The organism is Cognatundibacterium crateris, from assembly GCF_010078235.1.
Classification (GTDB): domain Bacteria; phylum Pseudomonadota; class Gammaproteobacteria; order Burkholderiales; family Burkholderiaceae_D; genus Undibacterium; species Undibacterium crateris.
In genome coordinates, this window is sequence record NZ_JAABOS010000005.1 from 176,618 (window position 1) to 199,983 (window position 23,366).

Below are 23,366 nucleotides of genomic sequence, written 5' to 3' on the forward strand. Positions count from 1 at the left end.
AGGTTTTGAGTTGCCTCGGCGCTGGCTCACTGGCTGCTGCGACGTATGATGAGTTCGGTATCCAGCAAAAATGCCTGACTGGCATGCGTATCGATTTGATGTAGCAAGGCATCGACCAATGCCAGTCCGGCGACGGGCATGGGTTGCCGGATGGTCGTCAGCGGTGGATGAAAATAGCGCGCGAGCTCAATATCGTCATAACCGACGACTGCAACATCGGCGGGCACGCTGAAGTCGCGTTCGCGCAGTGAATTGATCGCTGTCATGGCCAGCAAATCACTGCAGGCGAACAAGGCATCAAAATTCACCTGACGTGCACATAGTTCGGCTACCGCCTGTTTGCCACCATCTTCTACAAACGATGCCGCAACCACGAGTTCTGCGCGCACAGGCAGCCCGGCTTCTGTCAACGCTGCACAGTAGCCCTGATAACGCTGACTGACTTCCGGTAGCTGGATGTCGCCAAAAAAAGCAATAGCGCGGCGGCCCTGATCCAGTAAATGGCGGGTAGCGAGTTTGCCGCCACTGATGTTATCGCTGCCTACAGTCACGTACAGTTGTTTTGGGAGTTGCGCACCCCACACCACTAAAGGCACTTTACGCAACGCGAGTTCATTGAGCTGATCATGGTGGCGCCATTGACCAATCAGGATAATGCCGGAGGCGCGGCCTGTGTCATAGATCTGCGATACGCTATCGAGCTGTTCCGCATCGACGCGCGAGACCAGCATGTCAAAACCACGCTCCGTCAATGCATCGGCCAGACTGCCCAGCATGCCCAGAAAAAACGGATCGGTTAAATGTTGGCGGGTAGCGCTGTCAGATGGAATCACGACAGCAATGGTACGGCTCTGCTTCAGACGCAGATTTTGTGCGCCGATATTGATGGAATAATTGAGCGACTTGGCCAGTTCAGCAATGCGGGTCTTGGTTTCATCATTCACCAATTTACTGCCGCTCAATGCGCGCGATACGGTGGACGTGGAAACACCAGCCAGTCTGGCGATATCGGCCATTTGCAGGCGGCGCTGTTCCTTTTTATCGGCGCGCTGAGTCGTGTTGGCGGTGTCCGGGCTAGTCTTCATCTGATCTGCGTGTAGAGTGAGCGGAGCTGTGGGCAGTAGGTTATAGGCTCCTAGCATAGCAAATCCGCTCAGCGCTTGGGTAAAGTTCCTGCTCGCTGAGGTCTTAGTTTGTGCTGAGTTCTGCGATCAGCTGCAGGATGTCATTGCCATAGCTCTCCAGCTTTTTATCGCCGACGCCAGAAATCGCACGTAAATCGACCAGCGTTTGTGGTGCATTTCTGGCGATTTCGCGCAGTGTCGCATCAGGGAAAATGACATAGGCCGGTACATTGTGCGTGCGTGCCGTTTCAACCCGCCACCAGCGCAGTTTATCGAACAGTTGCTGCTGCTCGCCGCTGAGTTCGCTTTCTGCGTAATCTTTGGCTGACTGGCGTTTATGTTTGAGTGCTTTTTCAGCTTTCTTATACTGCCTGAGTTGTATCTTCGTTTCGCCACGCAACACCGGCCGTGCAGCTTCGGTCAGTCGGAGTGCACTGTAGTTCTCGTAATCCACTGCAATCAGTTCCAGCGCGATCAGCTGCCGCAACAAGGCGCGCCATTCAGCCTCGCTTTTTTCTGAGCCTATGCCGAAGGTGGATAGCTGATCGTGACGCCATTGTTTGACACGGTCAGTATCGATGCCACGCAAAATATCGACCACATGGCCGGCAGCAAAGCGCTGATCGACGCGGTAAATGGTGGACAGGATTTTTTGTGCAGCTACAGTGCCATCAAAGGAAACCGGCGGACTTAAACAGGTATCGCAATTGCCGCATGGGCTTGAAGCCTGGCCAAAGTAATCCAGGACATGCACGCGACGGCAATTGATGGTTTCACATAAAGCCAGCATCGCTTCCAGCTTGACGCTTTGTACCCGTTTATAGGTTTCATTCGCATCCGACTCATCGATCATGCGACGCTGCTGCACCACATCCTGCAGGCCATAAGCCATCCAGGCGTTTGCCGTTGCTCCATCACGACCGGCACGGCCGGTTTCCTGATAATAGCCTTCTATACTTTTCGGCAGATCCAGATGGGCGACGAAGCGGACATCCGGCTTATCGATGCCCATGCCAAACGCAATCGTCGCACACATCACGATGCCGTCTTCGCGCAGGAATTTTGCCTGATTTTTGCTCCGTTCAGTCAGTTCCATACCCGCATGATAGGGTAGGGCGCTGATGCCGTGTTCATTCAGAAAAGCGGCGGTTTCTTCGACTTTTTTGCGCGACAGGCAGTACACGATGCCCGCATCGCCATTGTGCTGGGCTTCGATAAAATCGAGTAATTGCTTGCGTCCATTCGCTTTCTCTACGATTTGATAGCGTATATTCGGACGGTCAAACGAGGAGACAAACTGCAGCGCATTTTCGAGTTGCAGGCGATGTATGATTTCATCGCGGGTTTGCTGATCGGCGGTCGCCGTCAGCGCGATGCGCGGTACATGCGGAAAGCGTTCATGCAGGGTGGATAGTCGTATATATTCGGGCCGGAAGTCATGCCCCCATTGCGATACACAGTGTGCCTCATCGATCGCAAACAGGGCAATGTCGAGTATCTCCAGTAATTCCAGGCAGCGTTGGGTGAGTAAGCGTTCCGGTGCGATATACACCAGATCGAGTTCACCTTCGCGCATTTTCTTTTCCACTTCCAGGATCTGATCAAAGCTCTGGGTGGAATTCAGGAAGGCGGCGCGCACACCGACTTCCGCCAGTGCATCGACCTGATCCTGCATCAGTGCGATCAGAGGTGAAACGACGATGCCTACGCCGCGCCGTATCAACGCGGGTATCTGATAACACAGGGATTTACCACCACCGGTGGGCATCAGCACCAGGGTGTCACCGCCCTGTATCACATGATCGACGATCTGCCCTTGTTGCGAACGGAAAGCGGGGTAACCGAATACGGTCTGCAGTAAATGCAGCGCCTGATCCGCGCTTTCCCCGCTAGCGCCGCTGTGGTGGCTATCTTGGCTGTCCTGGCCGTGTTGGCTATTGAAACTGACTGAGGACACTACTTAATCAACCCACTGAATGACACCCGTGTAGGCGGTAATCAGGATCATGACGCCGAATGCAATGCGATACCAGGCAAAGACTTTGAAGTCATGCGAACTGATATAGCGCAGTAACCAGCGTACGCAAAAGAAAGCAGAGATGAAGGCTGCTACTGTACCCAGGGTGAACATAGGTACATCGGCCATGGATAAGTCATTACGTGCTTTGTACAGCGAATAGACCGTGGCGCCGAGCAGGGTAGGGATGGCCAGGAAAAAGGAAAATTCAGTAGCCGCTTTTCGTGACAAACCAAACAGCATGCCACCAATGATGGTTGCACCCGAACGGCTGGTGCCCGGTATCAGCGCAAATGCCTGTGCCAGTCCGATTTTGATGGCATCAGTGATGGTCATATCATCCACCGAATCAATGCGCGCGACTTGCTGATCCGCAGGTTTGCGTTCCACCCACAAAATGATGAAGCCACCAATAATGAAAGCGAGTGCAACCGGTACCGGTGCAAACAACACGGCTTTGATATGTTTGGAAAACAGCACGCCAAGTAATGCCGCGGGTAAAAAAGCGATGATTAATTTCAGTGCAAAAAAACGGGCTTTCGCATCCGAGCCCAGACCGCACAGCACACTCGCAATTTTTGCGCGGTATTCCCAGCAAACCGCAAAAATGGCACCGGCCTGAATGACGATTTCAAATACTTTTTGTGTTTCGCCTGTGAAGTTGAGCAAACTGCCGGTCAGGATCAGATGCCCGGTGGAAGAGATGGGCAGGAACTCAGTCAGACCTTCGACGATACCCATGATGATGACTTTGATGGCGAGTAATAAATCCATATGCTAAATCTGTCGTTTCTATGATGAGGAAGTAAAAACCGGAGCGAAGCTTACCATGTCAGGCTGAGCGGCTGTTGAGTTTTCATAGCGAAACCAGCTTGAATTCAAGCGGGGGGCGCAGTACAGGCGGAGAAAAAATCCTAGTCACTTACGATCCAGGTGAAAGCGGTTCGCAGCAGTTCATAGCTGTTCACAACATCCTGACTTTAGCAAGCCGATCGTCGGGGTTGGATTTTCTTTTATGCATGAATTTCACTAATTGGTACTGAAATTTAATGCCAATCAGTATTCTATTGAGCAGTATGTTGTTCTTGTCGATACTTCCGGATCCCAGTGTAGTGGCAGTGTTCTGTTCGTGTAGCACCGTACAGTCACCGCGACGAGCGCTGCTACCATGAGCGAGCGATGTTTGATGTGTACATTGGTCGCCGCTACTGAACTGATACCGGAGGCATGATGACTAAGAATGAAAACACTTCCCTGCACACCGAGGCTGCTCCAGCCGTAAGTGCCTGCTTTGGCGAATTTCAGCAACAAGCAGAAATTTCCTCATCCGAAACCACGCGCATGGGTGTCTATCAGTTTCAGCTGCAGCCTTTCCGTGCCGCCAAAGGGATGGTGATGGAAGTCGAGCGCGAAGGCCAGCACATTATCTCTGCGCATTTGCCGGCCTCGTTTTCACGCGGGGTGATGCGCAGCGCGAGCATTCATATTCGCGGTGCCGAGTATTTATTACTGGCGGCCAGCTCTGCCAGCCGTATGCTGGCGCATAGTAAGCGCTGGTTTGCGATGTTTCGTGCCGATGGCAAAAAAATCTATGCCACCAGTCTGGAGCAGCATGTGGCGCGGGTATTGCCGATGGAAGATGGTGTCTCCCTGCTGTTTATGAATGGTGACTCCATGCGTATCAAACTCTGATTTAACTCAGGGACAGGTCGCACGCTCCAGTGCATTCAGCCACTGTATCGCCTGTTCCTTATTCCCACCACACATTTCCGCCGACGCCTGCAAGCCTGAACAGCAGGCCGGGCGCTCAGGCCGGCCAAAAATCTGACACAAACCCTGTTCCGATAACTGCACACATGCGACTCCGGCTGCTTTGCCATTCGGCATGCCAGGTATAGGACTAGAGATCGAAGGCGCGATACAGCAGGCGGCACAGCCGGGACGACAGGAAAAAACGGGATTTTGCATGAAAAGGGGTGGCTGGCTAACGATGGGAATTGCATAAAAACTGGGTTTTCTGCAATTAAAGCACAGGATTTTGCATTTCATCGCATTTCGCTGTGTTTCCTGTGATTGCTTTGGCATGATGCATCTGCATTCCGGCTTGACGCTCATACGGGGGCGGATTACATTACTGACTCAAGAGTAAGTTATTCAAAATTGGCATTTTCTTCTGGCGCTACGGCGCAAGTGTGGAGATGACCGACAGATACCGCGAGTAGTAGTGATATGTTATGTCCTTGTAAGCCCAAGTGGGAAAGGCGCAAAGAGGCGCGACCCCAAGAGTTATTAGCCGCTGCGCTGGATTTGTTTGTCGAGCGCGGCTTTGCCGCGACACGTCTGGACGATGTGGCGAAGGCGGCGGGCGTTTCTAAGGGTACGCTGTATTTGTATTACTCGAGTAAGGAAGATTTATTCAAAGCGGTGGTGCGCACTAGTATCGTACCGCTGATCGGTGAAGCTGAAGAGCTGATTAACCAGTTTAGCGGTAGCAGTGAGGAATTATTCAGGATCGTGATCAGGACTTGGTGGAGCAATGTCGGTGATACCAAGTTATCAGGTTTGCCCAAGTTAATGATGGCCGAAGCGGGAAATTTTCCTGAACTGGCAAAGTTTTATCAGGATGAAGTGATTACCCGTGGCGAATTGCTGGTTGCAAATATGCTGAGACGCGGTATGGAGCGCGGAGAAATACGTCAGGTAGATTTGGAAATTGATGCCAGACTATTAATTTCACCTATTATAATGATGATGATGTGGAAACATTCTGCGGGTGTTTGCCAGGTGGAGCCAGAAAAAATGGGACTTTACCTGGAACATTACATAGAGATGGCTTTGCATGGCCTGTTGATCCATCAAAGTACCTGAGCACCTTGGTCGCCTGACTAAGTTTGAAGAATTTTAAGAATTGTGTGGGGGAAATTATCCGCTAATATCCATGATTGCTGATCTTTTGTCCGAAATCCGGCTGTCACCCAGCTGAAAATGACAAGGTAATCCTCAATCTGCGCATGTGCTTTGATAAAATGCGGTTTCCCTTAATTAATGCATCGAGTGAAGAAATGAATATCGAAAAAGCCCGTTTCAACATGATTGAACAACAAATCCGTCCTTGGAATGTGTTGGACAAGGACATTTTGGATATGTTGATCGTTGTGAAACGAGAAAATTACTTCCCGGACGAGCAGAAATCGCTGGCTTTTTTTGACACAGAACTGCCTTTGCCTGGCGGTACAACAGCCATGTGCCCACGGGTAGAAGCGCGTATCGTGCAGGAACTGGCGCTGAAGAAAAATGAATCCGTGCTGTTGCTGGGAGCTGCATCCGGTTACCTGGCTGCCTTGCTGGCCCATATGACACGTCATGTTACTGTGATGGAAGCCTCCGCTGAACTCAAAGCGCTGGCGGAAAAAAATCTGTCTGACAATGGCGTACGCAATGTCAGCGTATTGCATGCCAATGGCCTGACGACTGCGCATACCGGTACTTACGATGTGATCGTGGTTGCAGGTGGTCTGGACGTGATGCCGGAACAGTTGCAAAAGCAATTGAATGTTGGTGGCCGTTTGCTGGCGATCGCCGGTGCATTGCCAGTGATGCATGCGAATGTCGTGACCCGTGTATCAGATGCCAGCTTCACTAGCCGTACTGCATTTGATACGGCAATCGCCCCGCTGTCAGGTTCTGTACCTGTCTCGCAATTTAAGTTCTGATTGAAAGCAGAGAGAGCATGCAACACATTACCGCTACAGAACTTGCGCAGTGGCTCGCAGATAAGAGTAAAGAAACACCGCTATTACTGGATGTGAGGGAACCTTGGGAATATGAGACCTGTCATATCAGCGGTGCTCAGCTCATGCCTATGCAGACTGTGCCGGTTCGCGCGAATGAGCTTGATCCGGATGCTGTGATCGTCTGCATCTGTCATCACGGCGGACGCAGTATGCAAGTGGCCAATTTTTTGGAGCGTCAGGGATACAGCCAGGTCATTAATTTGACCGGTGGTGTGCATGCATGGGCTGCGCAGGTTGATCCTGCTATGCCAACTTATTAGAACTGACGAAATTGGCCTGGTCAATTGAGGTGAAGCTTGCCAGCTTGCTTCTGCTGTACTGAGCCAGTAATACGTGAGTCCTGCTTAATAAACTATTTTCACTCGGAGCGTTTGATGCGTAATCCTATCTTGGCAGCCTTGCTTGCCAGTGCTTTTTTTAGTCTGAATGCAGGTGCGACTGACTTATTGCAGGTCTACAAAGATGCGCTTGCAAATGACGCGCAGTTTGCCAGTGCACGTTCTGCACTGACTGCCGGGCAGGAAAAAGTGGTACAGGGCCGCGCTGGTTTGTTGCCTACGATAGGTTTGTCAGGATCGGATACCCGCTCCCGTATCACTTCACAGTCTGATCTGCCGGTTCCGGACCGCAGCTTTACCTCGACCACTAATTCCTGGACGCTGGGTCTGACTCAGCCTTTATTCCGTTGGGGTAATTGGGAGCAGTATGAGCAAAGTAAATTATCCGTTGTCGCCAGTGAAGCGCAGTTTGCGCAGTCGCGTCAGGATCTGATCGTACGTGTAGGTCAGGCTTACTTTGACGTACTGGCAGCTCAGGATACGCTGGCTACTTTACAGGCTCAGAAAATTGCGACTGGCGAGCAACTGGCATCGGCTAAGCGTAATTTTGAAGTGGGCACATCCACCATTACAGATACACATGAAGCGCAGGCTCGCTATGATTTGATTACGGCCCAGGAGTTTGCGGCGCAAAGTGATTTGCAGGTAAAGCGCTCTGCACTGCAGCAGATCATCGGTAAAGAAGCTGGTGATCTGGCGACCTTAAAGTCGGGCGTAAAGCTCAGTGCACCTCAGCCGAATGGCATCAATGAATGGGTCAGCACTGCAGAGAAACAAAATTACAGCGTGGTGGCGAGTGAAGTCAGTGTTGAGATTGCAAAACGCAGCATCGCATTAAGCCGTGCCGGTCATTATCCAACGCTGGATCTGGTTGCGAGTACCGGTCGTTCTTCTACGGGCGGCAGTCCTGTAAGCAGTGGTGTAACTAAGCCAACCACGATAGGTGTGCAATGGTCAGTACCGATTTTTGCCGGATTTGCCGTCGATAGTAAAGTGAAGGAATCGATTGCTCTCGAAGAGAAAGCACGCAATGATCTGGAGGTTGCACGTCGCGCTGCGGCACAGGGCGCACGTCAGGCTTACACCGGCGTCACCAGTGGCCTGGCACAGGTCAAAGCGTATGAGGCAGCGGAAATTTCCAGTCAGTCCGCACTGGATTCCAACAAGCTCGGTTATCAGGTAGGCGTGCGTATCAATATCGACGTACTGAATGCACAGCAGCAGTTGTACACCACACGCCAGACGCTGGCGAAAGCACGTTATGACACGATTTTGAATGGTCTGCGTCTGAAATCGGCGGCGGGTATTCTGAAAGAAGACGATTTGCTGGAAATTAACGCCTTGTTGCAAAACTGATTGTCGCCATGCCAAATAAAAAAACCGCGCAACCAAGGGAGCGCGGTTTTTTTTATTTGGCATCAGCCAGTGTCCGGACAGCGCTTGTGCTTACTTATACCGCGTAAAACAAATTTCTGAAGTCGTCAGGCGCAATCCGGTATAACCAGAAGCCAGTATCATCACTGGCGATCTGACGTAACAAATGTGCTGGCGAAAAGCCCGTCAGCTCAACAAATTCTTTGTGCATATGGGCCTGATCGTAATAGCCAAACTGCTGCGCAATCTGGGTCAGATCACCACGCTGCGTTGGCTGGCTGAGCAGATGCAACAAACAAAAGCCATAACGCGACAGTTTGCGCATATCGCGCAGATTCAGACCAAACGTATCTTGTACCCTGCGTTCTAGCTGCCGCTGGCCGATATCAAAAAAACTGGCCAGTTCCAGCAGCGGTAAAAACATCTTCTGATGCGAGCGCAAAAACCGTTCACCCAAACCTTTCCCGTTTTTATAATCGAGTATCTCTGACAGGAATTTCTGAAACAAGGCCACTTGTATAGCGATGTCTTTTTGTTGATCAATGCATTCAAGAAAACGCTGTACTGTTTGGGCATCAAACGCCACCTCCATTTCCACACTGTTACCTGCCAGCGTTACCGGGGATAAGTTGCATGCCTGCGGCAGCATACCTGGCCGGAAGCAAATCGACATCGTGACTGTACCTGGTGCATACCTTGCATGGATAGGGCTCATGAACGGACCGAGTATCAGAAATCGTGGCGATGTTTGATAAGTTTGATCCGGCATACGTACCTGAGTCGCGCCGCGCAGCGTCAGCATAATCGACGGGCAGGGCGACGCAGGAATGTAAGCGTCGCAGCCATCGAGTTCGGTTACCAATACATGCATCAGCAGATGCTGTAGTTGTGGCAGAGGTGGGAAAGTCTGGTATTTCATGTCGCCAGTTTCGGATAGCTGAAGCAAACGAAATGGATAAGGTTCAGTGCGGCGTGACTCAGGATCGCCATTTCGATGCGGCCGTTACGCTGATAAATCCAGCCATAGCCCAGACCAGCTGCAGTAGCAACAATCATGTAGGCTAAGCCACCACCAATATGGACCAGCCCGAATAAGATTGCAACGATCACGATACTGATCGCTGGCGGATACTGTGCAGGTAGTTGCTGTGACAGCTTTTGCTGAAGAAAGCCACGGAAAAAAGCTTCTTCCGCGACGCAGGTTAAGACTAAGTTCACGGCCAGAAAAACCGCAATATCGGCATGCCACTTAAAGTCCCAACGTATCAGCTGCAGCATGCAGGCCAGCGTCAGCACCGTGGCGACTGTGAGTATGCCAGGTAGCAGACTACGCCTGGCGTCGCTCAGGAATTGCTTCACATCGGCTACGCGTGGACTCAGGTAAGACAGTAGCAGGAACCCTGCATAGCCTTTGTCAAAATTCGCATACAGGGTAAATGGCAGGCTGTCCGGTGCATAGCGCACGGCTGAAATTAACTTCAGATTGTGGAAGCCAGGCAGCAGATGACTCGCCATTCCCAGCACCAGCAGTGTGCTGCCCAGGCCGCTGGCTATGCGCCAGGTGGCTGACAGCTGTGGTTGCGCGCATACATGGATGAAAAACCAGCAAAGCACGCAAATCAGCAAGCCTGGCCAGCTTAGCAGTCCTGTACTTACCGCTGCAACCAGGCTGCCTGTGGCCAAGATGCGGGCGGGTTGCCAGCGCCACGAGGTTTGGTGTGGCAGCCAGCACAGAGCGATAGCGCAAAACAGTAACAGGTAGGGAAGGTAGAGCAGATTCATAAAATTCCGGATCGGGATCACTTCCGGGTAAGCAGATAGTGTTGGATGGGGAGCCTTGTTAGTCAGTTCCGGAGTCGGACAATCCGGGCGTGCTGGCAAGTTCTTGTAATTGCTGGGGGCTACCAGCACTGATGACAGGCAAGTGGCGCGTGATCATTTCTATTGGCCAGTTCCACCAGGCTAGCTGTTCCAGCAAGTCGACTTGTTCTTGTGGAAAACGCTGGCGGATTAGTTTTGCAGGATTGCCACCGACGATGCTGTATGCGGGTACATCCTGCACCACCACCGAGCGGCTGGAAATAATCGCTCCATTACCAATACGGACGCCAGGCATAATCAGGCTGTCATAGCCTATCCAGACATCATTGCCGATGACCGTGTCCCCCTTGTACGGCAGCCCAGCAAGCTGCAAGGGTGCTGATTCCCAGCCGTTGCCAAATATCGCAAAAGGATAAGTGGACACGCCTCCCATAGGGTGATTGGCACCATTCATGATGAATTTGACACCACGTGCAATGGCACAGAATTTACCGATAATCAGCTTATCGCCGATGAAAGGAAAATGGTAAAGCACATTACGTTCAAAGTTGCGCGCATCTTCCGGATCATCGTAATAGCTGTATTCGCCAACTTCAATGTTGGGATTGCTGATGGTATTGCGGATAAAACAGACTTGTGGGAAACCAGGCAGCGGGTGAGGCTGACTCGGGTCGGGGCCATATGTGTGCATATTTCATTCTTATTTGTATCCACCCCGGGCAGCGTTGTGGACTTTGTAATCAGGCAGCATCCGTGCCATTAGCTCAGCCAGGATCGCGTGGAGGAACCCAGAAAATGCCCGATCAGTAAGATAAAAGCGAAGGGAGCCAGTCCATAAAAAATGGATAGCAAGAAGCGCCAGAATACCCAGATTTTTTCTGAAATCAGTGCTTGCATCATCCATATGCAACCGCCGTACACCAGGGCGACCGTCAGCAGGAACAGCATGGACAGAAAATTATCAGGACGGTAGGGGGCTGCGAAAGCAACAATGCCGCACCAGATAATCCATGCCGGAACAGCTACCAGTATCAGACGCTGAAATGCTTCCAGAAATGCCAGTGTACGCATGGTCAGGCTCACTTATGTCAGGTACTTCAATGGTATTGTCCATTATAACCAAAACATTCTATGGTTTTGGATTCAGGACTAACGCAACAGCGGCTAGCGGCGTGATGCTTACGACAGCGCAGGCCTGCAGCCATGCTGCACACCTGGGTAAGTTATTTGCTTAAAGCAATTTAACTTTTTTGTTGAAGATGATCAATTAAACTGTGTAAACCACGCGTCATCGCTGCCACGGAAGTTTGCATGTCCCATTGATCGTCGCCGACTTTAACAATATTTGAGATTGCACGCAATTCCAGAAATGCCTGTTGTTCTTTTTGGCAGACATGGAAAAAGGCAGCACCTTCCATGTTTTCCAAATCGGCATCGGTGATATCAATGAAGCCTGCCATTGCGGCATTCACAGAAATGCCGCGAGCCTGACGCATAGGGAAATCCGGCGGAAGGTAAGGGCAGTGTAAGACGTGACGTCGCTCAAATTCCATATCGATAGGCAGGTGGGCCATATGAACAAAACCATCCTGAGTGAAGAAACCAAGGTCAGCTTCCACTTCGCTGCTGACCAGGGCGACTTCACCCAGCGCAAAATCGCGACCTGGAAACACGCCCGCGATACCAGCCAGTATCAGCATGTCTGGCTTGTCATGGTGGATAGCGTTGAGCGTGGCATAAGCGGTTGCCGTCAGTCCTACGCCGGAAATACAGGTTTTGACATCGTCTCTGTGAAACAGGCTGGCTTCGGTCGCAGTGGGGAAAAGAACTTGAATTTTCATACTAGGTTAGCGCTGGAATAGTTGGGCAAACTGGGTCGCAAAGTGCGTTTGCAGAATTCAGCATACGCTAAACTTCTGATGCTGAATTGCAACACACATACTACACTGTAAAAACAAAATACTGGCTAAGTCTTGTTTAGGCTGACTTGCACTGACTATGATGGGCTCTATGTGCATGTTTCATGTATCTTGTCCTGAGTTTACATTAATCATTACGATAGGAAAGCGGGGCATGCAAACCATCCGTGATCTGGGTGTTAAACCGGAAGATCAGGCCAGAAGTGATATCGAACTGGACGTGCAGAGTTACGTCTGGCGCCGCTCGACCACTGATTTGTACATACGCTCCAAACCCGGTCCGATTTTTTATCTGCTGGCATGTGCGATCAGTTTCTGGCTGGCGGGTTACATACAACAATCGTGGTGGGTGATGCTTGCGCCAACGTTAGCATTTGGCGTGCTCGGATATTTACGTATCGCACACAAACCACCGGAAACGCATGCTACGCAACAAGTCTTTGAACGCTGGAAGCAGGTGCACTGGACTTACATTCATATTGGCTCCGTTTTGTGGAGCGTGGTTGCAGTCACGACAGGCTGGCTGGAGAGAGAGCCGAATCAGGCGGTGATCGTTTCGGTAATCACCACGATTACTTTTAGTACAGCAGCCAGTCATGCATTTGCTATGCACCCTTGGCATGCGCGTATCTGCGTGATGGAACTGATTTTGCCATCCATCCTGCTGTACATCTTTGGTACCCAGCATTTACAGGCAACGGGCGTCACACTGTGCATTTTCTTTGTTTATCTTCTCATCAATGTCAGGACAACAGTACGCGAATACCAGAAGCAGATTGATGTGGAAGTCATGCTGATACGCAGCCGTGCTGAGATTTCCAGGCTGTCTATGACGGATGTACTGACCGGTCTGCCTAACCGCCGCAAGTATGAGCAGGCCTGGCAAAGCCTGTGGTATATGGCCGCACGCAAGCAGGAAGTATTGGGTTTGATCCTGGTCGATCTGGATCACTTTAAACGCATCAATGACGAGTTTGGTCATCTCGCGGGCGATACCTGTCTGCAGCATTTTGCCGAGGTACTGAAACGTCACGTACGCAGGGAAACTGACATAGCAGCGCGTATAGGTGGTGAGGAATTCGTAATTATCATGCCAACCTGCAGCAAGGATCAATTGATACAGGTTGCTGAGAATTTGCGTGCGGATTTGCAAAAAACACCTTGTCAGCTAGGGGCAGTGGAAATTGTCTTCACTGCGAGTATGGGAACTGGTATCGCCGACTGGCATAGCGATGAGAGTCCTGAACTGACTTTCGAACGTATTGATAAAGCCTGTTATCAGGCAAAAGCCAATGGACGAAACCGCGTCGTTGCTGTCTAGTTTGTTCTTATGCCTGGCTATGCAAACAGGTGCAAAGTATGCCACTCAGCTTCGCCGGACTTGCACTGGCTTGACTAAATTCAGTTCTTATCCGGATCGGGCGACGTAAATCTGGAAATTGCCCTTATTTTCCATTGCGTACAGCGAAATTTTTCCTGCTTGGTAGAATGCTGCGCGTATAGCATCAGCATCCAGACACTACCTGTTCCATGTCCTTTACCCACTCGGTGCAGAGCCCGGCCAGTGTGCATTTGTGCGTATGAATGCCTGCATGCAGATGCATAGTCCAATTTCTTCATTACAAGACAACTGCGTAGCGGCTGTCAATCACAGGAGTACACATGAAGTTTCGTTTGAGCGCCTTGCTGGCGCTGGCCTTTGCCGGTGCTGCACAGGCTGAGATGCGCGGTTTGCAAATTGAGGATCTGGTTAAGATGGAGCGCGTTGGTGCTCCTGTGATCGCGCCGGATGGTAAAAAAATGCTGTACACCCTGCGTCAGACCGACCTCGAAAAAAACCGTGGCAGCACTAACCTCTGGCTGCAAGATCTGAGTCAGCCACGTCAGCCAGCGCAAAATCTGACCACGCAGGGCGCGACCGATCCGGTCTGGTCAGCCAAAGGCGACGCAATTTATTTTCTGTCCGCCCGCTCCGGCTCTTCCCAGATCTGGAAATTACCTTTACAAGGCGGTGAGGCGCAACGCGTCACCGATTTACCTTTAGATGTAGATAATTTCCGACTCTCACCTCAGGGTGACAAGCTCTTGTTCAGCATGGCGGTATTCCGCGAATGTCCTGATCTGGCCTGTACACAGAAAAAACTGGCAGACAAAGCGGCAAATAAAGCGACTGGACGTATCTATGACCGTCTGTTTGTGCGTCACTGGGATACCTGGGCCGATGGCCGCCGCTCCGTTTTATTTACCGCCCAGCTCGATAGCAAGGGTATCGTACAGGGTGCACCGGTGGCATTGAGCGCAGCGCTGGATGGAGATGTTCCGTCTAAACCGGATGGCGATCAGGAAGAGTATCAATTCACGCCGGATGGCAAGAGCGCTGTATTTGCGATTCGTATCGCCGGAAAAACCGAGGCCTGGTCGACTAATTTCGACCTGTATCAGGTTGCGCTCGATGGTCAGCAGGCAGCGAAAAATCTGACTGCTGACAATCCTGCCTGGGATACCCGTCCGAAATTTTCGCCCGACGGTAAAACCATGGCCTATGTGGCGATGCGTCGTCCCGGCTTTGAAGCAGACCGTTTTCAGTTAGTGCTGATGGATGTCGCTACAGGCAAGAAGCGTGAGCTGGCCGCGAACTGGGATCGCTCAGCTGCTGATTTTCGTTGGACACCCGATGGACAGTCCTTGCTGGTTGTGGCCGATGATCTGGGACAGCACCGATTATTCCGTATCGACGTGAGCAGTGGCAAGGTCAAGGCCTTGACTGGCCTGGGTGCCGTCAATTCCTGGGATGTGCATGGCGATCAGTTACTGGTGAATTTTGGCAGCCTCAATGGCGATGGTCAGATTTATCGTTTGTCGCTGAAACAGGCGGATAACACCGATGTGAGTAAGGCTGAGCAACTGACATTTGCGAATCGTGAGCTGATGCAGAATGTGCGCCTTGGCAGTTATGAGCAATTCAGCTTTACCGGTGCAAACGGCGATCAGGTTTATGGCTATGTGATGAAGCCATGGAATGCACAGCCGGGTGTCAAGTATCCGGTTGCTTTCCTGGTACATGGTGGCCCGCAAGGCAGCTTTGGCAATAAATGGGGCTATCGCTGGAATCCGCAGATTTATGCTGGAGCAGGGTATGCCGCGGTATTCATCGATTTCCACGGCTCTACCGGTTATGGTCAGAAATTCACTGATTCCATCAGCGGCGACTGGGGCGGTAAACCGCTGGAGGATTTGAAAAAAGGGCTTGCTGCCGCAGCAAACAAGTATCCATGGCTGGACACTAACCGCGCTTGTGCATTGGGTGCGTCGTACGGTGGATATATGATGAACTGGATCGCCGGTAACTGGTCAGATGGTTTCCGTTGCATCGTCAATCACGATGGCGTATTTGATACCCGTGGCATGGCCTATGCGACTGATGAAATCTGGTTCACAGAATGGGAAAACGGCGGTGCTTACTATGATGTGCCGGAAAAGCATGAACAGTTTAACCCGGCACGTTTCGTGAAAAACTGGAAGACCCCAATGCTGGTGGTGCAGGGCGAACTGGATTTCCGTATTCCTACTGAACAGGCTTTGGGCAGCTTCACCGCCTTACAGCGCCGTGGCATAGAGAGTAAATTGCTGATTTATCCGGATGAAAATCACTGGGTCACCAAACCGGCTAACTCCGTGTTGTGGCATCACACAGTGCTGGACTGGCTGGGTCAGCATATCGGAGCAGCCAAGAAGTAAGCGCTTTATTTACGCATGGTATGACTGCAGTTTGAATGCAGACAAATAAAAAACGGACACTGCCAGGTGTCCGTTTTTTTACCAATGCTGTCTCAGACAGCGCAAGCAGCTAAGCCGGGATTAGCCGCACGCGCCGACATAGCCACAAGAGACACAGCGGCTGCAGCCATCGATTTTTTGCAAAGCATGCGCGCCGCATTCCGGGCATTTTTTTCCGGTCGGAATATAGCTGATCGGCGCGGTTTCAGACTCGTAGGCCAGATCGTCCAGACCATATTGCTGCAGACGTGCTTTGAATTTTTCTGCCAGCACATGCACTGGAATCTGATTTCCAGAAGCATCCAGATAGCCGCGCTTCATCAGTATCCTTTGCAAAGAGTAGCCTATCGCTGCCACTTCTGACTCATGGAACAGCGGTGCCTGACTGCCATCATCCTTGGTGAGCATGCCGCAGCGTACCGTGCCTTTATCCCACACTACTTCGCGCATATCAGCCAGCGCTTTGGCAATGGAGCCACCGGAGCGGGCAGCCATCGATAACAGACGCATACTCGCTGAGATCCATTGCTGGCCATCGTTTTTCTGACCGGCCGGCATAAAGAATTCAAACGGACGTTCTATCGTCACCAGTTCGCCACCGACCATGCCTTGCACATGAATAAAACTCACAGTCAGGTAGACGGTTTTCTTGCCTTCAAAAGTCATGTACTGCACTTTGGAGGTTACGGATTCCAGATCACCAAATGGACGGCCCTCGAACTGCTTACGCAATAAATCTTCATCCGCTACAGCTTTGATTTCAGGTTTGACTTCCGGTGTGCCGACTGACAGCACACTGCCGAGTATGTTGTTTGGCCGATAGGTTGCGAGTCCTTTTAAACCTGCCTTCCAGGCATCCATGTACAGATTCTGGAAGTCCGCATACGGATAATCGGCCGGTACATTGACGGTTTTAGAAATCGCAGAATCGATGTAGGGTTGCACCACCTGCAGCATCTTCATGTGGTCGCTGGCAGACATATTGAGCGCAGTCACAAACTGCGCAGGTAATTTGCTGTCGTCCGTTACATCATTGCCCATCGCGCGATACAGACGCCAGGCGTGATCAGCCACTTCATACACGCGTGGATCGCCGCTGGCCATGCGTTTCTTGCGGTTATAGACCCAGGAGAAAGCCGGTTCTATACCATTCGATGCATTGTCCGCGAAGGCCAGCGTGATGGTACCGGTCGGTGCGATGGATAGCAGATGAGAGTTGCGTAAGCCATGCTTCTTAATCGCCTTGCGTACCGCTTCAGGCAGGCGTTGCGCAAATGTTCCGGCCAGATATTGCTTGGCATCGAACAGGGGGAATGCGCCTTTTTCTTTGGCCAGTTCAGCCGAGGCCAGATAGGCCGTATCGCGCATCGCTTCCGATACCTGACGTGCAAATTCGCGGCCTTGTTCCGAGTCATAGCGTATGCCCAGCATCACCAGTGTGCTGCCTATGCCGAGGAAGCCCAGTCCTACGCGGCGCTTGGACATGGCTTCTGCCTGTTGCAGTGCTAATGGCCAGGCGGTCGCATTGAGTACGTTATCGAGCATGCGGGTGGCAACGCTGACGACAGACTGGAAAGCTTCAAAGTCAAAGCTGGATTCAGTGCTGAATGGCTGGCGCACGAAGCGGGTCAGATTGACCGAGCCCAGACAGCAGCAGCCGTAATCCGGTAAAGGCTGTTCTGCACACGGATTGGTGGCTTCAATTTTTTCGCAGTAGTACAGATTGTTTTCTGCATTCATGCGTGACAGGAACAGAATGCCTGGCTCAGCATGATCATAGGTCGATTGCATCACGATATCCCACAGCTCACGGGCGCGTACCGTTTCATAGACCCATAAGCCATCTGCACGCTGATAGGCACCTGCTGCTTTGCGATCTTCACTTGGCTCTGCTTTGTGTACCAGGCTGAAATCGGTGTCTTGTTCGACCGCTTGCATGAACTCATCGGTGACGCCGATAGAGATATTGAAGTTGGTCAGCCCACCCTGATCTTTAGAGCGGATAAATTCCAGAATATCGGGATGATCTCCACGCAGCACGCCCATTTGTGCACCACGCCGCGCGCCTGCGGATTCAACGGTAGAACAGGATGCATTAAACACCTGCATAAAAGAAACCGGTCCGGACGCGCGCGAGCGCGTGCCGCGTACCAGTGCATCTTTAGGACGGATGCTGGAAAAATCATAACCGACACCACCACCACGCCGCATGGTTTCAGCCGCATCGGCCAGTGCGGCGTAGATGCCTGGCTTACCATCGGTAGGATTCGAAACGGAATCCCCAACCGGTTGTACAAAGCAATTGATCAGTGTGGCGTGCAGATCCATGCCTGCCGCAGAGTTAATTCGTCCGGCGGGTACAAAGCCATTTTTCTGCGCCCACAGAAACTGCTCTTCGTAGTAGGCACGGCTATCCTGTTGCTCAACGCTGGCCAGTGCCTTAGCCACGCGTGTTTGTACGTCATATATGCTGGCTTCATCGCCTTTAGCATATTTTTCAAGTAAGACATCGAGCGAGATTTCTTGCGGTGCCATGGCTGTGATTCCCTGGATGTTGTCGTTGGCATTCATATTGATAGTTCATTTCTCTTCAGGTTGAGGAGGAAGGCAACAGGGCGAAGGCAGTCAGCAGACTTTGTCATTCTGATCTTGACTTGCCGGAATGATATTGCCTCATTCCACTTGATCGGGGCTGTCTGTGTACACTTGTTCAGCTTACTGCTATATAAGCGAAAATCTGTCATCCAACACTATAGCGCTAGTGACGCAGTTTTGCGCGGTTGGGTTCAAGGCCAGAAAAATGCCAGACTGCGTTACAGGGCTCGTTACTAGCATCTGCCCTGACTGAAACCCGGGCCTTGCCTGTCCGGATTTTGGCCTGCATGCGTCTGCTGATTTAACTGCGAACAGGCGGCAGTAACAGGCCTCAGTATATGCCGCAAGTCTTCACCGGGCTTGAGGCTGCACAAGTCGCTTGAACATCTTTGGTTTTCGTTACGCCTTGTCGTCGCAGAAGCAAATGTAGCCGGACTTCACATAGTAGCTCCGCGTCGCCGCAGAGCTGGAACATGCAGGGTCAGCTCTGTTTCAGCCAGGGTTGCAGCAGTTGCAAGGTGCGTGCCGTTGCGCCCTGGTGTTGCAGGAAAAAGGCATGCGCTTGCTGGCCCATCTGCAGGCGTTTGACTGGATTGCCGAGCAGGGCGATGGCGAGACTCAGCATGCTGCGCGCACCATCGGCACGCAATGCGGCCTGAGCTGCGATAGCCTGATCGGTAATTTCTGAAAAATTGAAGGTGTGGCTGCCGGTTAACACCGGTTTGCCCATGGCACAGGCTTCGATCAGATTATGACCACCCAGGGGGACCAGGCTGCCACCGACAAAGGCGACATCGCAGGCGGCATAATACATATACATTTCACCCATACTGTCGCCCAGCAAAACCTGTATATCCGACGGGATTTGCGGCGCCGAGTGTTCGAGTGCAGAGCGCCGCATATAGCGCACAGCACGCTGTTCCAACATCTGTGCCACCTGATCAAAACGCTGTGGGTGGCGCGGGGTGATAATCAGTAAAGGCTTTTCCTGCAACAGCGGGAACTGTTCCTGAAACGCTTCCAGTATCAACTCTTCTTCACCATCGCGGGTGCTGGCGCACAGGATTACCTGGCGCTTGCCAAACTGCTCACGCAGCGCACGGCCACGTGCTTCCACATCCGTCGGTGGCGTAACATCAAACTTCATATTTCCAGTGACGACAGACTGATGTACACCCAGTTGCATCAGGCGGTCTGCATCCGGTGTGGATTGGGCTGCAACGGCATTGATCGCATGTGCAGCAGGCAGTATCAGCGCTTGCATACGCAGGGCCTTACGCAGCGATTTTTCTGACAAGCGCGCATTCACCAGTGCGACCGGAATTTCAGCCAGCTGACATTGTGCGATCAGATTGGGCCAGACCTCAGTCTCCATCAGTATGCAGATTTCGGGGCTGAAGTGACGCAGGAAACGCGCCATCATCCAGTTGATATCGTAGGGCAGGAAGGCTTGCTGCAGCCGCGCACCAACATCAGCAAATAACAGAGCGCCGGTTTCGCGACCAGTGGCTGTCATATGGGTCAGCAATATCCGGTGTTGCGGATACTGTTGCAGCAGCGCACGTATTAAAGGTTCTGCCGCCCTGGTCTCACCTGCAGACACCGCATGCACCCAGATCAGACGGGTGGCAGTGAAGCTTGGGTAGAATCCCAGGCGTTCCGGGATATGGCGGCGATAGCCGGGCTCCTGACGCCCGCGCCACCATAGCCGCAGCAGCGCAAAGGACAGAGACAATCCCCAGATCAAAGAATAAAAAAGACGCATCTGTTTGTTTTTCCTGAAATTCAACAGCACGATACCACCGGAGCCTGCCTTTGCGCTAAGCGCACAAGCGGTTCAGACTCAAGTACCAAACCAGTTTGGCGCGAAAGTGCATAGTAAATTGCCATAGAGCGCACATCGTTGCAGCCAGAACCATGCCAGCGTATCAGCGGTTTATAGCATCCTGCCTGGCAGGAATGGACGATACCGGCATTTTAAAGAAGCAGGACTATACCTGAAGTTTTACTCAGACCGGAATTCTAATTGAGCTCTGCAGGCATAAGCTGAGATTTGATGTCCGCGTCGCGATGCCTTGCCGGGGCAAATGTGCTTAAGGGCTAAAGCAACGTTTGCTTATTTAGTGAGTAGTCTCAACAGCGCTTAACAACTGTGTCATTGCACGACATACTTCATCGACAGATGGCGGAGCTCCATCATCGCCAAGATTGATAATACGCTCTGACCAGTTACCTTCAGTTTTCCATTTAGGCGAAGCGCAGTAGAGTTCTATGGTCGGTGTCTCATACGCCGCGGCAATGTGGGTCAGGCCGGTATCGACGCCTATTGCCAGCGTGGCGGAATAGGCAAGTAAGGTCGCTTCCTGCATAGAAAGCGCGGGCAGTACGCGCGCATTTGGCATGGCTGCAGCCATGGCTTCTGCTTCGGCTTTTTCTTCTGCATTCCCCCACGGTAGCAGCACTGGTAATGCTAATGTCTGCAAGTATTCTGCAACTGCAATCCAGTTGGATCTGGCCCATTTTTTTGCCGCACCTGCAGTGCCATGGAAAAAAACCACAAAGGGATGTGCCGGCATCCAGGCCGCATCACAAATGGGTGGCTGTATACCAAACACAGCCGGGCGGTCGACGGTATAGCCTGCAGCAGCCGCTGCGACCAGCCGGCCGCGTAATACAGCATGGGTATAGGGATCAACTGCTACGCTCTGGTCGTGGAAAATTCTGGATATGCCTTCATAGCCGGAACCTACGGTACCATTCGCGAGTCCGGCTTTTTTCCCGTTCTGGCTGGTTTGAGCCCAGCCCATCAGCAAACCGGTTTTGAGCAAGCCCTGAGTATCGAGGATCAGATCATACTGTTCTTCACGCAAGGAACGCAGAAACTGCCGGATTTCAGCGCGGTTTTGGGAAGATAGCAGTTTCTTTCTCCAGCGCCGTAATGCAAACGGGATGATGCGTCTTACTCCCGGGTGCAGACGCACCAAATTTACGTAGGCTTCTTCTACCACCCAATCTATGCTCGCATCCGGAAAATGCTGCAGTAAATCGCTGACGACCGGCATATTGTGCAGGACATCCCCGAGGGAGGAAACACGGATGATGAGGATTTTCACTGAATACTAAAGAAAAAGTCTGTGGCTGAAAAAAGGGTGAGTGCCAGGACAAGCATGCATCCGGTGTTCAGGATGTCAGCTTGTCCCCTGCATATTCAGATACTCAGAATGGCATCTGTGCATCAGGTTTGACGGCTAACACGGCTGCTTTGAGCGCAGCTTGTATGCGTTGCAGTGCTGCCGGATTTTCTGCTTCAAAGCGCATCACGATCACCGGGGTGGTGTTGGATGAGCGTGCCAGGCCAAATCCATCCGGGTATTCGACACGCAGACCATCGATGGTGATGACTTCATCTGCGCCCGGGAAATCGGCATTCGCCTGCATGGCAGAGATGATGCTGAAATTCTCGCCTTCATTGAGCTTCAATTGCAATTCCGGCGTCGATGGCGATTGTGGCAAATTATTCAGGGTAGCAGTCATATCTGGCACGCGGCTGATGATTTCCAGTAAACGCGCACCGGCGTACAAGCCATCGTCAAAGCCATACCAGCGGTCTTTAAAGAAAATGTGACCGCTCATTTCGCCACCCAGCGGCGAGCCTGTTTCGCGTAATTTCGCTTTGACCAGAGAGTGACCGGTTTTCCACATCAGCGGTACGCCACCGCGCGCTTTGACCCATGCCGAAATATGACGGGTGCATTTCACGTCATACAGGATTTGGGCGCCAGGATTACGTGTCAGTACATCTTCGGCAAACAGCATGAGCTGACGATCCGGATATATAATCTGACCATCTTTAGTCACGACACCCAAGCGGTCGCCATCACCGTCAAACGCCAGGCCGATTTCTGCATCCGTCGTTTGCAGGCAGTGGATCAGGTCTTGCAGATTTTCCGGATGGGCCGGGTCAGGATGGTGGTTCGGGAAAGTACCATCCACTTCGCAGAACAGCTCGATGACTTCGCAACCCATGCCGCGATACAGATCTGCCGCAAACGCACCGGCCACGCCATTACCGCAATCCACTGCAATTTTTAAAGGGCGGGCGAGTTTGACGTCGCTCAGTATGCGTTCCAGGTAAGTGGCTTTGATATCGTGGGTGTGGTATTGACCTTGTCCACTGACGAAATCCTTGTTCAGGATACGCTGATACAAAGCCTGAATCGCATCACCATAAATCGCTTCGCCAGCCAGTACCATTTTGAAGCCATTGTAATCAGGTGGATTATGGCTGCCAGTCACCATGATGCCGGAAGTCGCACCCAGTACATTGGTGCCGAAGTAAACCATCGGTGTGACCACGACGCCCAGGTCGATTACATCCACGCCGGTAGCTTGCAAGCCTTTAGCCAGTGCCGTGATCAGATCCGGCCCGGACAGACGGCCATCGCGGCCTATCACCACGGTTTTCTCGCCTTTAGCGATGGCCGCAGAACCAAAGGACTGACCGATCAGATAAGCGACATCGGCATCCAGCGTTTTGCCAATGATGCCGCGGATATCATAAGCCTTGAAGATGCTAGCTGAAAGTAGGGACATGATGAATTACCTGT

The 23,366-nt window shown here is 51.9% G+C and carries 20 protein-coding genes; 7 read left to right on the forward strand and 13 right to left on the reverse strand.

Features of this window, described 5'->3' with window-relative positions; genetic code table 11:
* Window positions 1-26: 26 nt before the first annotated feature.
* From EYB48_RS11470 to EYB48_RS11480, 3 genes are all read right to left on the reverse strand, one after another.
* Window positions 27-1,085: a LacI family DNA-binding transcriptional regulator gene (locus tag EYB48_RS11470; RefSeq protein WP_162020486.1), complete on the reverse strand. Its 1,059-nt coding sequence runs from the start codon at window positions 1,083-1,085 to the stop codon at window positions 27-29.
* 103 nt (window positions 1,086-1,188) lie between these two features.
* On the reverse strand, window positions 1,189-2,991 hold the full coding sequence (gene recQ / locus EYB48_RS11475) for a DNA helicase RecQ (RefSeq protein ID WP_202927771.1): 1,803 nt from the start codon (window positions 2,989-2,991) through the stop codon (window positions 1,189-1,191).
* A 93-nt stretch (window positions 2,992-3,084) separates the two neighbouring features.
* Complete coding sequence (locus tag EYB48_RS11480) at window positions 3,085-3,915, reverse strand: undecaprenyl-diphosphate phosphatase (protein ID WP_162020488.1); 831 nt, start codon at window positions 3,913-3,915, stop codon at window positions 3,085-3,087.
* A gap of 453 nt (window positions 3,916-4,368) precedes the next feature.
* On the opposite strand from EYB48_RS11480, the gene EYB48_RS11485 reads away from it, so the two are divergent.
* Window positions 4,369-4,833, forward strand: coding sequence for a hypothetical protein (locus EYB48_RS11485; protein ID WP_162020489.1), 465 nt, complete (start codon window positions 4,369-4,371; stop codon window positions 4,831-4,833).
* Window positions 4,834-4,839: 6 nt separating this feature from the next.
* On the opposite strand, the gene EYB48_RS11490 is transcribed toward EYB48_RS11485, so the two are convergent.
* On the reverse strand, window positions 4,840-5,109 hold the full coding sequence (locus EYB48_RS11490; protein ID WP_162020490.1) for a YkgJ family cysteine cluster protein: 270 nt from the start codon (window positions 5,107-5,109) through the stop codon (window positions 4,840-4,842).
* Window positions 5,110-5,370: 261 nt separating this feature from the next.
* Between EYB48_RS11490 and EYB48_RS11495 the strand changes: the two genes are divergently transcribed.
* The 4 genes from EYB48_RS11495 (at window position 5,371) to EYB48_RS11510 (ending at window position 8,629) form a co-directional block, all read left to right on the forward strand.
* Complete coding sequence (locus tag EYB48_RS11495; RefSeq protein ID WP_162020491.1) at window positions 5,371-6,009, forward strand: TetR/AcrR family transcriptional regulator; 639 nt, start codon at window positions 5,371-5,373, stop codon at window positions 6,007-6,009.
* 194 nt (window positions 6,010-6,203) lie between these two features.
* Complete coding sequence (locus EYB48_RS11500; protein WP_162020492.1) at window positions 6,204-6,854, forward strand: protein-L-isoaspartate O-methyltransferase family protein; 651 nt, start codon at window positions 6,204-6,206, stop codon at window positions 6,852-6,854.
* A gap of 17 nt (window positions 6,855-6,871) precedes the next feature.
* The gene (locus EYB48_RS11505) at window positions 6,872-7,195 is read left to right on the forward strand and encodes a rhodanese-like domain-containing protein (RefSeq protein WP_162020493.1); all 324 of its coding nucleotides are present in this window, start codon (window positions 6,872-6,874) and stop codon (window positions 7,193-7,195) included.
* Window positions 7,196-7,309: 114 nt separating this feature from the next.
* Window positions 7,310-8,629 carry a TolC family outer membrane protein gene (locus EYB48_RS11510; protein WP_162020494.1) on the forward strand — a complete coding sequence of 440 codons (1,320 nt, stop codon included), beginning with the start codon at window positions 7,310-7,312 and terminating at the stop codon, window positions 8,627-8,629.
* 94 nt (window positions 8,630-8,723) lie between these two features.
* On the opposite strand, the gene EYB48_RS11515 is transcribed toward EYB48_RS11510, so the two are convergent.
* From EYB48_RS11515 to EYB48_RS11535, 5 genes are all read right to left on the reverse strand, one after another.
* Window positions 8,724-9,566: an AraC family transcriptional regulator gene (locus EYB48_RS11515; protein WP_162020495.1), complete on the reverse strand. Its 843-nt coding sequence runs from the start codon at window positions 9,564-9,566 to the stop codon at window positions 8,724-8,726.
* The gene (locus tag EYB48_RS11520; protein ID WP_162020496.1) at window positions 9,563-10,429 is read right to left on the reverse strand and encodes a CPBP family intramembrane glutamic endopeptidase; all 867 of its coding nucleotides are present in this window, start codon (window positions 10,427-10,429) and stop codon (window positions 9,563-9,565) included. The genes EYB48_RS11515 and EYB48_RS11520 overlap by 4 nt, the downstream gene beginning before the upstream one ends.
* Before the next feature lie 58 nt (window positions 10,430-10,487).
* On the reverse strand, window positions 10,488-11,159 hold the full coding sequence (locus EYB48_RS11525; protein WP_162020497.1) for a Vat family streptogramin A O-acetyltransferase: 672 nt from the start codon (window positions 11,157-11,159) through the stop codon (window positions 10,488-10,490).
* 68 nt (window positions 11,160-11,227) lie between these two features.
* Window positions 11,228-11,539, reverse strand: a complete 312-nt coding sequence (locus EYB48_RS11530) for a hypothetical protein (protein WP_162020498.1) — start codon at window positions 11,537-11,539, stop codon at window positions 11,228-11,230.
* A 170-nt stretch (window positions 11,540-11,709) separates the two neighbouring features.
* Window positions 11,710-12,309, reverse strand: a complete 600-nt coding sequence (locus EYB48_RS11535) for a phosphorylase family protein (RefSeq protein WP_162020499.1) — start codon at window positions 12,307-12,309, stop codon at window positions 11,710-11,712.
* A 232-nt stretch (window positions 12,310-12,541) separates the two neighbouring features.
* Here EYB48_RS11535 and EYB48_RS11540 point away from each other — a divergent pair, with 232 nt between their 5' ends.
* The gene (locus EYB48_RS11540; RefSeq protein ID WP_162020500.1) at window positions 12,542-13,708 is read left to right on the forward strand and encodes a GGDEF domain-containing protein; all 1,167 of its coding nucleotides are present in this window, start codon (window positions 12,542-12,544) and stop codon (window positions 13,706-13,708) included.
* A 341-nt stretch (window positions 13,709-14,049) separates the two neighbouring features.
* Entirely contained in the window at window positions 14,050-16,125 is a 2,076-nt protein-coding gene (locus tag EYB48_RS11545) for a S9 family peptidase (RefSeq protein WP_162020501.1), read from the forward strand.
* A 120-nt stretch (window positions 16,126-16,245) separates the two neighbouring features.
* On the opposite strand, the gene EYB48_RS11550 is transcribed toward EYB48_RS11545, so the two are convergent.
* From EYB48_RS11550 to EYB48_RS11565, 4 genes are all read right to left on the reverse strand, one after another.
* Window positions 16,246-18,735, reverse strand: a complete 2,490-nt coding sequence (locus EYB48_RS11550; RefSeq protein WP_162020502.1) for an adenosylcobalamin-dependent ribonucleoside-diphosphate reductase — start codon at window positions 18,733-18,735, stop codon at window positions 16,246-16,248.
* Between the two features lie 505 nt (window positions 18,736-19,240).
* Window positions 19,241-20,524: a lipid IV(A) 3-deoxy-D-manno-octulosonic acid transferase gene (gene waaA, locus EYB48_RS11555; protein WP_162020503.1), complete on the reverse strand. Its 1,284-nt coding sequence runs from the start codon at window positions 20,522-20,524 to the stop codon at window positions 19,241-19,243.
* A gap of 355 nt (window positions 20,525-20,879) precedes the next feature.
* Entirely contained in the window at window positions 20,880-21,872 is a 993-nt protein-coding gene (gene waaC, locus EYB48_RS11560; RefSeq protein ID WP_162020504.1) for a lipopolysaccharide heptosyltransferase I, read from the reverse strand.
* Window positions 21,873-21,975: 103 nt separating this feature from the next.
* Window positions 21,976-23,352, reverse strand: a complete 1,377-nt coding sequence (locus tag EYB48_RS11565) for a phosphomannomutase/phosphoglucomutase (protein WP_162020505.1) — start codon at window positions 23,350-23,352, stop codon at window positions 21,976-21,978.
* Between the last annotated feature and the right edge of the window lie 14 nt (window positions 23,353-23,366).

Coding starts and splice junctions, on each gene's coding strand:
- EYB48_RS11470 (WP_162020486.1), bottom strand. CDS start 1,085: ATGAAGACTAGCCCGGACACCGCCAACACGACTCAGCGCGCCGATAAA.
- EYB48_RS11480 (WP_162020488.1), bottom strand. CDS start 3,915: ATGGATTTATTACTCGCCATCAAAGTCATCATCATGGGTATCGTCGAA.
- EYB48_RS11485 (WP_162020489.1), top strand. CDS start 4,369: ATGATGACTAAGAATGAAAACACTTCCCTGCACACCGAGGCTGCTCCA.
- EYB48_RS11490 (WP_162020490.1), bottom strand. CDS start 5,109: ATGCAAAATCCCGTTTTTTCCTGTCGTCCCGGCTGTGCCGCCTGCTGT.
- EYB48_RS11495 (WP_162020491.1), top strand. CDS start 5,371: ATGTTATGTCCTTGTAAGCCCAAGTGGGAAAGGCGCAAAGAGGCGCGA.
- EYB48_RS11500 (WP_162020492.1), top strand. CDS start 6,204: ATGAATATCGAAAAAGCCCGTTTCAACATGATTGAACAACAAATCCGT.
- EYB48_RS11505 (WP_162020493.1), top strand. CDS start 6,872: ATGCAACACATTACCGCTACAGAACTTGCGCAGTGGCTCGCAGATAAG.
- EYB48_RS11510 (WP_162020494.1), top strand. CDS start 7,310: ATGCGTAATCCTATCTTGGCAGCCTTGCTTGCCAGTGCTTTTTTTAGT.
- EYB48_RS11515 (WP_162020495.1), bottom strand. CDS start 9,566: ATGAAATACCAGACTTTCCCACCTCTGCCACAACTACAGCATCTGCTG.
- EYB48_RS11520 (WP_162020496.1), bottom strand. CDS start 10,429: ATGAATCTGCTCTACCTTCCCTACCTGTTACTGTTTTGCGCTATCGCT.
- EYB48_RS11525 (WP_162020497.1), bottom strand. CDS start 11,159: ATGCACACATATGGCCCCGACCCGAGTCAGCCTCACCCGCTGCCTGGT.
- EYB48_RS11530 (WP_162020498.1), bottom strand. CDS start 11,539: ATGCGTACACTGGCATTTCTGGAAGCATTTCAGCGTCTGATACTGGTA.
- EYB48_RS11535 (WP_162020499.1), bottom strand. CDS start 12,309: ATGAAAATTCAAGTTCTTTTCCCCACTGCGACCGAAGCCAGCCTGTTT.
- EYB48_RS11540 (WP_162020500.1), top strand. CDS start 12,542: ATGCAAACCATCCGTGATCTGGGTGTTAAACCGGAAGATCAGGCCAGA.
- EYB48_RS11545 (WP_162020501.1), top strand. CDS start 14,050: ATGAAGTTTCGTTTGAGCGCCTTGCTGGCGCTGGCCTTTGCCGGTGCT.
- EYB48_RS11550 (WP_162020502.1), bottom strand. CDS start 18,735: ATGAATGCCAACGACAACATCCAGGGAATCACAGCCATGGCACCGCAA.
- waaA (WP_162020503.1), bottom strand. CDS start 20,524: ATGCGTCTTTTTTATTCTTTGATCTGGGGATTGTCTCTGTCCTTTGCG.
- EYB48_RS11565 (WP_162020505.1), bottom strand. CDS start 23,352: ATGTCCCTACTTTCAGCTAGCATCTTCAAGGCTTATGATATCCGCGGC.